Source organism: Microvirga arvi (assembly GCF_016892765.1).
GTDB lineage: Bacteria > Pseudomonadota > Alphaproteobacteria > Rhizobiales > Beijerinckiaceae > Microvirga > Microvirga arvi.
The window spans coordinates 79,721-85,720 of sequence record NZ_JAFEMD010000024.1 but is presented as its reverse complement, the minus strand read 5'-3'; the positions used below and the strand labels follow the sequence as shown (position 1 = coordinate 85,720).

The 6,000-nt window shown below is 56.7% G+C and carries 7 protein-coding genes; 2 read left to right on the top strand and 5 right to left on the bottom strand.

The genetic code is table 11. The features are described from left to right. Nucleotides 1–33: 33 nt before the first annotated feature. A complete protein-coding gene (locus ILT44_RS16335; protein WP_204240666.1) occupies nt 34–294 on the bottom strand; it encodes a WGR domain-containing protein in 261 nt (86 codons plus the stop codon). 15 nt (nt 295–309) lie between these two features. Further along, entirely contained in the window at nt 310–999 is a 690-nt protein-coding gene (locus ILT44_RS16330) for a CYTH domain-containing protein (protein WP_204240665.1), read from the bottom strand. Between the two features lie 958 nt (nt 1,000–1,957). On the opposite strand from ILT44_RS16330, the gene ILT44_RS16325 reads away from it, so the two are divergent. Both ILT44_RS16325 and ILT44_RS16320 read left to right on the top strand, forming a co-directional pair. After that, nucleotides 1,958–2,224, top strand: a complete 267-nt coding sequence (locus tag ILT44_RS16325) for a hypothetical protein (RefSeq protein WP_204240664.1) — start codon at nt 1,958–1,960, stop codon at nt 2,222–2,224. A 144-nt stretch (nt 2,225–2,368) separates the two neighbouring features. Next, a complete protein-coding gene (locus tag ILT44_RS16320; protein ID WP_204240663.1) occupies nt 2,369–2,641 on the top strand; it encodes an SWIB/MDM2 domain-containing protein in 273 nt (90 codons plus the stop codon). Nucleotides 2,642–2,793: 152 nt separating this feature from the next. Here ILT44_RS16320 and ILT44_RS16315 read toward each other — a convergent pair whose 3' ends face one another. The 3 genes from ILT44_RS16315 to ILT44_RS16305 all read right to left on the bottom strand — a co-directional run bounded on the left by ILT44_RS16315 (nt 2,794) and on the right by ILT44_RS16305 (nt 5,245). Further along, nucleotides 2,794–3,165: a hypothetical protein gene (locus tag ILT44_RS16315; RefSeq protein ID WP_204240662.1), complete on the bottom strand. Its 372-nt coding sequence runs from the start codon at nt 3,163–3,165 to the stop codon at nt 2,794–2,796. Nucleotides 3,166–3,547: 382 nt separating this feature from the next. After that, a complete protein-coding gene (locus ILT44_RS16310) occupies nt 3,548–4,243 on the bottom strand; it encodes a response regulator transcription factor (protein WP_204240661.1) in 696 nt (231 codons plus the stop codon). A gap of 792 nt (nt 4,244–5,035) precedes the next feature. Then, nucleotides 5,036–5,245, bottom strand: a complete 210-nt coding sequence (locus tag ILT44_RS16305; RefSeq protein WP_204240660.1) for a YegP family protein — start codon at nt 5,243–5,245, stop codon at nt 5,036–5,038. Nucleotides 5,246–6,000 lie beyond the last annotated feature (755 nt).

Below are 6,000 nucleotides of genomic sequence, written 5' to 3'. Positions count from 1 at the left end.
GCTGACGGTGATCACGATCACCCGAACGAGTGATCACGGTCGCGTGGAACTACCGATCACCATCCCTGGAATGCGCACCCAGCCTTCAAGCGCCCGAGCAGCTGCGGCCTCATTTGGGTAGATATCGACCTTCTCCTGGCCCTTGGAGCCGACTGCTCCCCAATTCCGCACCAGCCGGATCGTCCCGAACAGGTCGCGTTCAATCATCAGGCTGAAGAAGCGTGCCTGACCCTGCTCCAGATCACGCCGATAGAGCACCAGGTGGTGTCGTATGGGCGAACGGGCATCAGGCATCAGGCGGGTCGTCCCTTACTCGCGCTTGCCCTTCTGGAGCGTATTCTCGATCTCGCGCAACATGGCCTGCTCGATCTCGTCGAGGTTAACTTGGACAACTTCGGCACTGGCTTGTGCCTTGGCCCTAGTCACCGCCAACTGCTTGGCCTTGGGCTTGTTGCTGGCCATCCGCGCCTGAACAGGGAAGCGGTTTTCCAGGGTGTCGATCAGGCTGTTAAGCGCCGCATCCGACAGCGGGATATCCGGAGCCTCAGCAAATCCGTGAAGCGCCAGGGATTGGTTTGTGTAGCGAGGATCTGCCGTGACCTCAGGGCCGAACCACTCTGGTGGACGGAATGCCCCCGCCTCTTCTTCAGAAGCGAATTCCATGGTGACGAGGTGCAGGACACGGGGCCGGAGGATCTCGTCGACGAAGGCGTGCGCCTCGCTGATCGGCACGGTTGTCCGGGTGTAGTCGATCTCACCGGCACAGACATCGAGCAGCGCATGAGCATGGGCCAGCGGGATGTCGGTCTTGTCCTCGGCCTCACCGTCAGGTCCAACCGTCTTGAGGATCAGCAGGCCTTTATTCTCCTCAAGCCGAACCCAGGAGGAGCGATCGCGCTGCTCGGGGAAGAAGCCCTCGACGTGACGCAGCCCACCCCTCTCGTGCTGGATCAGGCGGGCGAAGGATGGGGCGAGCAGAAAGCGGCGGCGAACTGTCATGAAACCGAAGCATTGTCAGGGATTGTGGACGCCTGCCTTTGGTACATGGCCGAGGAAGGGAGAGGCAACCCTGAACCCCGTAGTATGGTTTCCGCCAGGCTCTCTCACGACATGAGCGAGGTATTCACAAACGATAACGCCCCGACAGAGTTAGCCGTGTGGAGCTCACTGTCAGGGCGCTTTTGTGATGCCGGTTGCAACACACACCCCCACAATGCGCCATAAGCCGCAGAAATGCAAATGACTGCTGTGCACAAGCACCAAGCGCCCCGGCGAGAGGCTGAGCACCAGATCTCCCACTGAAGTACGACACAGATGCGCGAGAATCCGGCAACGAGAGTCAATTCAACAGGCGGACATCAATGGTCTGGAGAAGGCATGGTTGTGCGCTCATCGCGGCATCATCAAACCGCGGCACTGATTGGGAGAAAGTGGTGAACGTCTGGTTCATGCGCTTCACTCAAAGCATGCGATAAGAGCGCCCGAGCCTGCGCCAGGTCGCATTGCCAATTGATCCTCAGAGTGACTTTGGCGAAGTTTCGCGGCCGCGATCTGAAGGTGTGGAACTCAACTTGAGCAAGACCTCGTAAACCGAGTGCGGGTCGCACTCGTTCTTGCGGGCTACGCATTCGTCAAAGGACCGGATGTAGTCCTCACATTGGGAGGGTCTGACAGTCCGCGGGGCTTCCGAGCATCTGGAATAGGCCTGCTGCACGATCGCGGCAACAGCGGATGGATTGGATGCGCCCTGCGGGAATGTCTCCGTGAGCTTCTGGTGCGCGAGGATGAGAGAGGCTGGGCCTCCGAGGACAGCGAGTGCTATGAAGCCATGACGGATCTTTCGCATCGGCGTACCTCGGACCTTTATGGTTAAGGCGAAGTTAACCGATACTCACTGAAAAGGAAGCGCGTAACATCCTAGCGTCATTGGTGACTTTCATCCTGAGGAAACGAACATATGGCTAAACGCCCGGAGCAAGAGGACGAACAACCTGAGGTCAACGGGTCTGCCAGTACGCCGCATCTCGACAGGCTTGAGAAGCTGGCCAATGCAGCTGCCACTGCCGCGCAGGCCAAGCAGTGGCGGGCGCGCAAGAATGGTCTGCAGCAGCAGGACGAGCCCTCAGAGGTGCGCAACCTCTCGCACAACGCAGAGGCAAGAGCGCGGGCTGAAGAAGCGATGCGGCAGATGATGGCGAAGCCACAAAGCAAACGGCGCGGGTGATGACGATCTTGCAATCATCAGTCAAAGCTATCTCGGCTATCTGAGCGGCAGGGGCGAGTTAAGGGGCTGTTAGGTCCTTGCTGACCATGGTCCCGCCACCTTGCCGATGCAGATGGCAGACCAGGATTAGAACGGAGTATCACGATGTCAGAATCCAAAGCAGCCAAGAAGCCGAACCCAGCGCTGATGAAGCCGTTGCAGCCCTCCACCGAATTGGCCGCTGTGGTCGGATCCTCCCCGCTGCCGCGCACTGAAGTTGTGAGCAAGGTGTGGGAGTACATCAAGGCGAACAATCTCCAGAACCCCGAGAACAAGCGGGAGATCTTGGCGGATGACAAGCTTCAGGCCGTCTTCGGCGGCAAGAGCAAGGTCAGCATGTTCGAGATGAACAAGCACTTTGCTCAGCATCTCTCCTGAGACCGGGCATCCTGCTACACGGCCACCCCGTCACAGCTCTGACGAGGTAGCCGTATCCTCAGCTGCAGAACGGACAGCAACTCTATATTGAGGAGGGTAGGGGAGTAGGTTCCGGCATACAGCATGGGCTGGCGCGGAACCTGGTTCTTGGATCAAGCTGCAAGGAAGAGTTCGTTCTGTCGCCAAGCAGCGCAGGCTCTTCGTCCGTTCGGGCGTGCAGTGGAGATGCGCTCCTGAAAGCGCTCTTGAGCTTCCTTGAGCAAACGGCGTTTTCGGGCGAGGGGTTGAGAAGCGAGTGTGGTGTCCTGCACAATGGCAGCCGCTGCCGCGTACAGATCGCCTGTTGCGGCATCCAGGCCAGGATCTCGCTCAAACAGGACGACCAGGCTTGTCAGGTGCTGCCTGAGGAGTGTCTGCAAGTCACAAAGATAAGGCTGATCTCCTCCGAACTCGATGGCCTTCACCGTTGGCGAGATAAATGCCAACTTCTCCTCGATCGTGTCGCTGAAACTTTTCTCTGCCATGAGCAACCGTCTCCAGGTAAGAGGAAGCCCGCCCAGTCCTGCATCACGCGTGAAAGCATGCGCCTTCATGGTTAACCAACGGTTTCAAAGCGATGGGGATAACGACATAACAAGGGCCTGTCGCCATTTCATCGTCATGTGCTCAGGCACACTTCCCTGATCACGATCTGCAATCATATTCCGCCGGCGATATCGGAACCTATCGCGTGCGCCCTGGTGGGAGGTCTGGTGCTCGACCTTCAGCCGGGGCGCTACTGTTTTGACAACCGTTGACGCTCATCGGGAGCAGAGTCGGGTGGTGGCGCGGTGTTGCAATCGGCACCGCATGCTGCTGACAGAACGCGGGGCAGCGGATGACGGAATTCGATCGTGACCCTGAGACTTAGCTTGCTAGCTTGACGAGCTGCGGCTCCCGCAGCATGTAACCGCGGCCCCAGACCGTCTCGATGTAGTTCCTGCCGCCTGAGGCCTCCGCAAGCTTCCTGCGCAGCTTGCAGATGAACACGTCGATGATCTTGATCGCAGGTTCATCCATACCGCTATACAGATGATTGAGGAGCATCTCTTTGGTGAGCGTGCTCCCCTGACGCTGAGCCAGAAACGCCAGGATCTTGTACTCCGTGCCGGTCAGGTTCACCTGGCGCCCTCCGACCTCAGCCTGTTGAGCCCGAGGTCTGATCGTCAGATCGCCGCATTGGAGCACCGCTTCGGCCTGGTCGGACGAGCGGCGGATGATGGCCTGCATGCGGGCAATGAGTTCGTCCTTGTGAAACGGCTTGGTGAGATAATCATCGGCACCATAGCCCAGGCCTCTGACCTTGTTCTGGATACCGTCCAAGCCTGAGAGGATCAGGACGGGCGTGCTCACCTTGGCAAGCCGCAGCTGTCGCAGGACCTCATAGCCTGACATGTCCGGGAGGTTGAGGTCGAGCAGGATGATGTCGTAGTCGGGGAGCCGGCCGAGATCGATGCCATGCTCGCCCAGATCGGCCACGGAGATCCGGACATTGAGGCGCTGCAGCATGAGCTCGATGCTCTGAGTGACAGAGATGTCATCCTCGATCAGCAACACCCGCATCTCACCACCTCCTGGAGCCCTCAGCCAATGTGAGGGAAGTATGCTCAACGAGGAGTTAACGCTGGGGGTACGTTGACGCTTTCACGGCGTCGACCCTGTTCCAAGGCTTAATGTACTCAGCCGGCTAAAGACATTAATACAATTATGATTCCTGACAAGAAGTTTATAGTCGGTGTGCAAGAGTTAGTATGCTCGGGTAGATTGATGCATATCAACCGACTCTTGGGCGAATTGTAAAAATGTAAACGGGAAGTACTTGGACTATTATAAGTTCATCGTTCGTAAAACGATGTGCTACCAATTCAGCAATGCTAGCGTCTATCTGATTTCGATCAAAGCTAAGCCCGAGGATGTGGTGGAGAGCGTCTACGATGCGTGGCGGTGTCATCCTTGAATGCGGTGGCGCTAACGCTCTTCTGCCTTATCATGAACGCGAACGCACCCTAGCGTTTGAGGCTCTGACGGGCGCGCTCGCTTTGCTTGCTGGTCTTAAGCCACGTTCATCTGCCGCCAGGGAAGCTGAGACGGATGAATATTCCGGAGAAAACGCACAATGTCTTGTCGACCATAGGTGCGGTGTCGTTGTGCGCCAATTAGAACGGCAGGGCAGCCGAGTTTCATCGTCCACCACTGAGTGAGTTCGTCACGCTGAGAGGGACTGTCAATCACGCTATCTCGGACAGCCACAACCCCAAAGGCGATGCCTTGCTCTCGTACCAGAGCGAATTGCCAAGTTGACATCTTTATTCCTTCTATGGCGAGTGAGCCCAAGCCGCAGGCTTGGGCTTGGGGTTACGCTGCGTTGAGAAGATCTGCGGGCATCCAAGTCGGGCTGTTAGCCGATGCCTTCATGATCTCGATGCTTCGTTCGCAGTCCCTGCGGCTCTTGTAGCTTTCGCTGCTCACCGCAATGGTTTTGCCGTTGCTGGCCTCATAGGTCCAGCGCCACTCACCACGAGAATCCTTGTACATCCAGTACGAGGGGTACACACGATTTGCCATCTAAGGCTCCATAGGTCCTGAGTTGACCGGAGCTCAACATCGCAATACATACAAGCTGTCCAAGCGAAGTATCCATTGGATGCTTAGCCCCGACTGCGACGGAGGACTTGCCGTCGAAGTTAGGAACAAACGCCCCGCCGCCACAGCGGGGCGTTTGTTTAAAATGGTATGTCATCGTCAAAATCTTCCGATGACCTTTCGGGTTCAAGGTCCCACTTGTTATCGTTCTCGACAGGATTTTGCGGTTCTTTTCCGCGGCCACTGCTGTTCACATAGTGGCGTCCTGCCTCAGTCAGCTGCCATCCTACTGGCCGCACGAACTCCACACGTTCGTCGCGGGATAGATAACCTGCCAAGGTTGCATTTCGGTTCTGTCCCGCGATTGCCAGTCCTTCGATTTCGATAAGATCTGCAAGTTTGCCAATTTCAATCGGCATATCGTTGAAGAATAAGATCTCGACAGCCTTATCAACTAACTCGCGCGATCTGCTAACTCTTCCTTAGACTAGGACTGAATCCGATGTCCTGGAGCTAAAGTGGGGGAGGAGGTTAAAGAATATAACATTTCGCATAACAAACATTATGGAACCTAAACGCGTGCGGTGGAGAGATGATCTCTTGCTCTAGAGTGCCATTTAAGTTGGCAGGAGGCATAGGCGCCAACGCGTTCGGTTAGTATTTCTGGCAGATGACAGGCCAATCCCAGGTGATTCAAAGAAGCGCCACGGTGGCCTGTCATCGAAGATGTTGGCTTC

Coding starts and splice junctions, on each gene's coding strand:
- ILT44_RS16320 (WP_204240663.1), top strand. CDS start 2,369: ATGTCAGAATCCAAAGCAGCCAAGAAGCCGAACCCAGCGCTGATGAAG.
- ILT44_RS16305 (WP_204240660.1), bottom strand. CDS start 5,245: ATGGCAAATCGTGTGTACCCCTCGTACTGGATGTACAAGGATTCTCGT.
- ILT44_RS16325 (WP_204240664.1), top strand. CDS start 1,958: ATGGCTAAACGCCCGGAGCAAGAGGACGAACAACCTGAGGTCAACGGG.
- ILT44_RS16315 (WP_204240662.1), bottom strand. CDS start 3,165: ATGGCAGAGAAAAGTTTCAGCGACACGATCGAGGAGAAGTTGGCATTT.
- ILT44_RS16310 (WP_204240661.1), bottom strand. CDS start 4,243: ATGCGGGTGTTGCTGATCGAGGATGACATCTCTGTCACTCAGAGCATC.
- ILT44_RS16335 (WP_204240666.1), bottom strand. CDS start 294: ATGCCTGATGCCCGTTCGCCCATACGACACCACCTGGTGCTCTATCGG.
- ILT44_RS16330 (WP_204240665.1), bottom strand. CDS start 999: ATGACAGTTCGCCGCCGCTTTCTGCTCGCCCCATCCTTCGCCCGCCTG.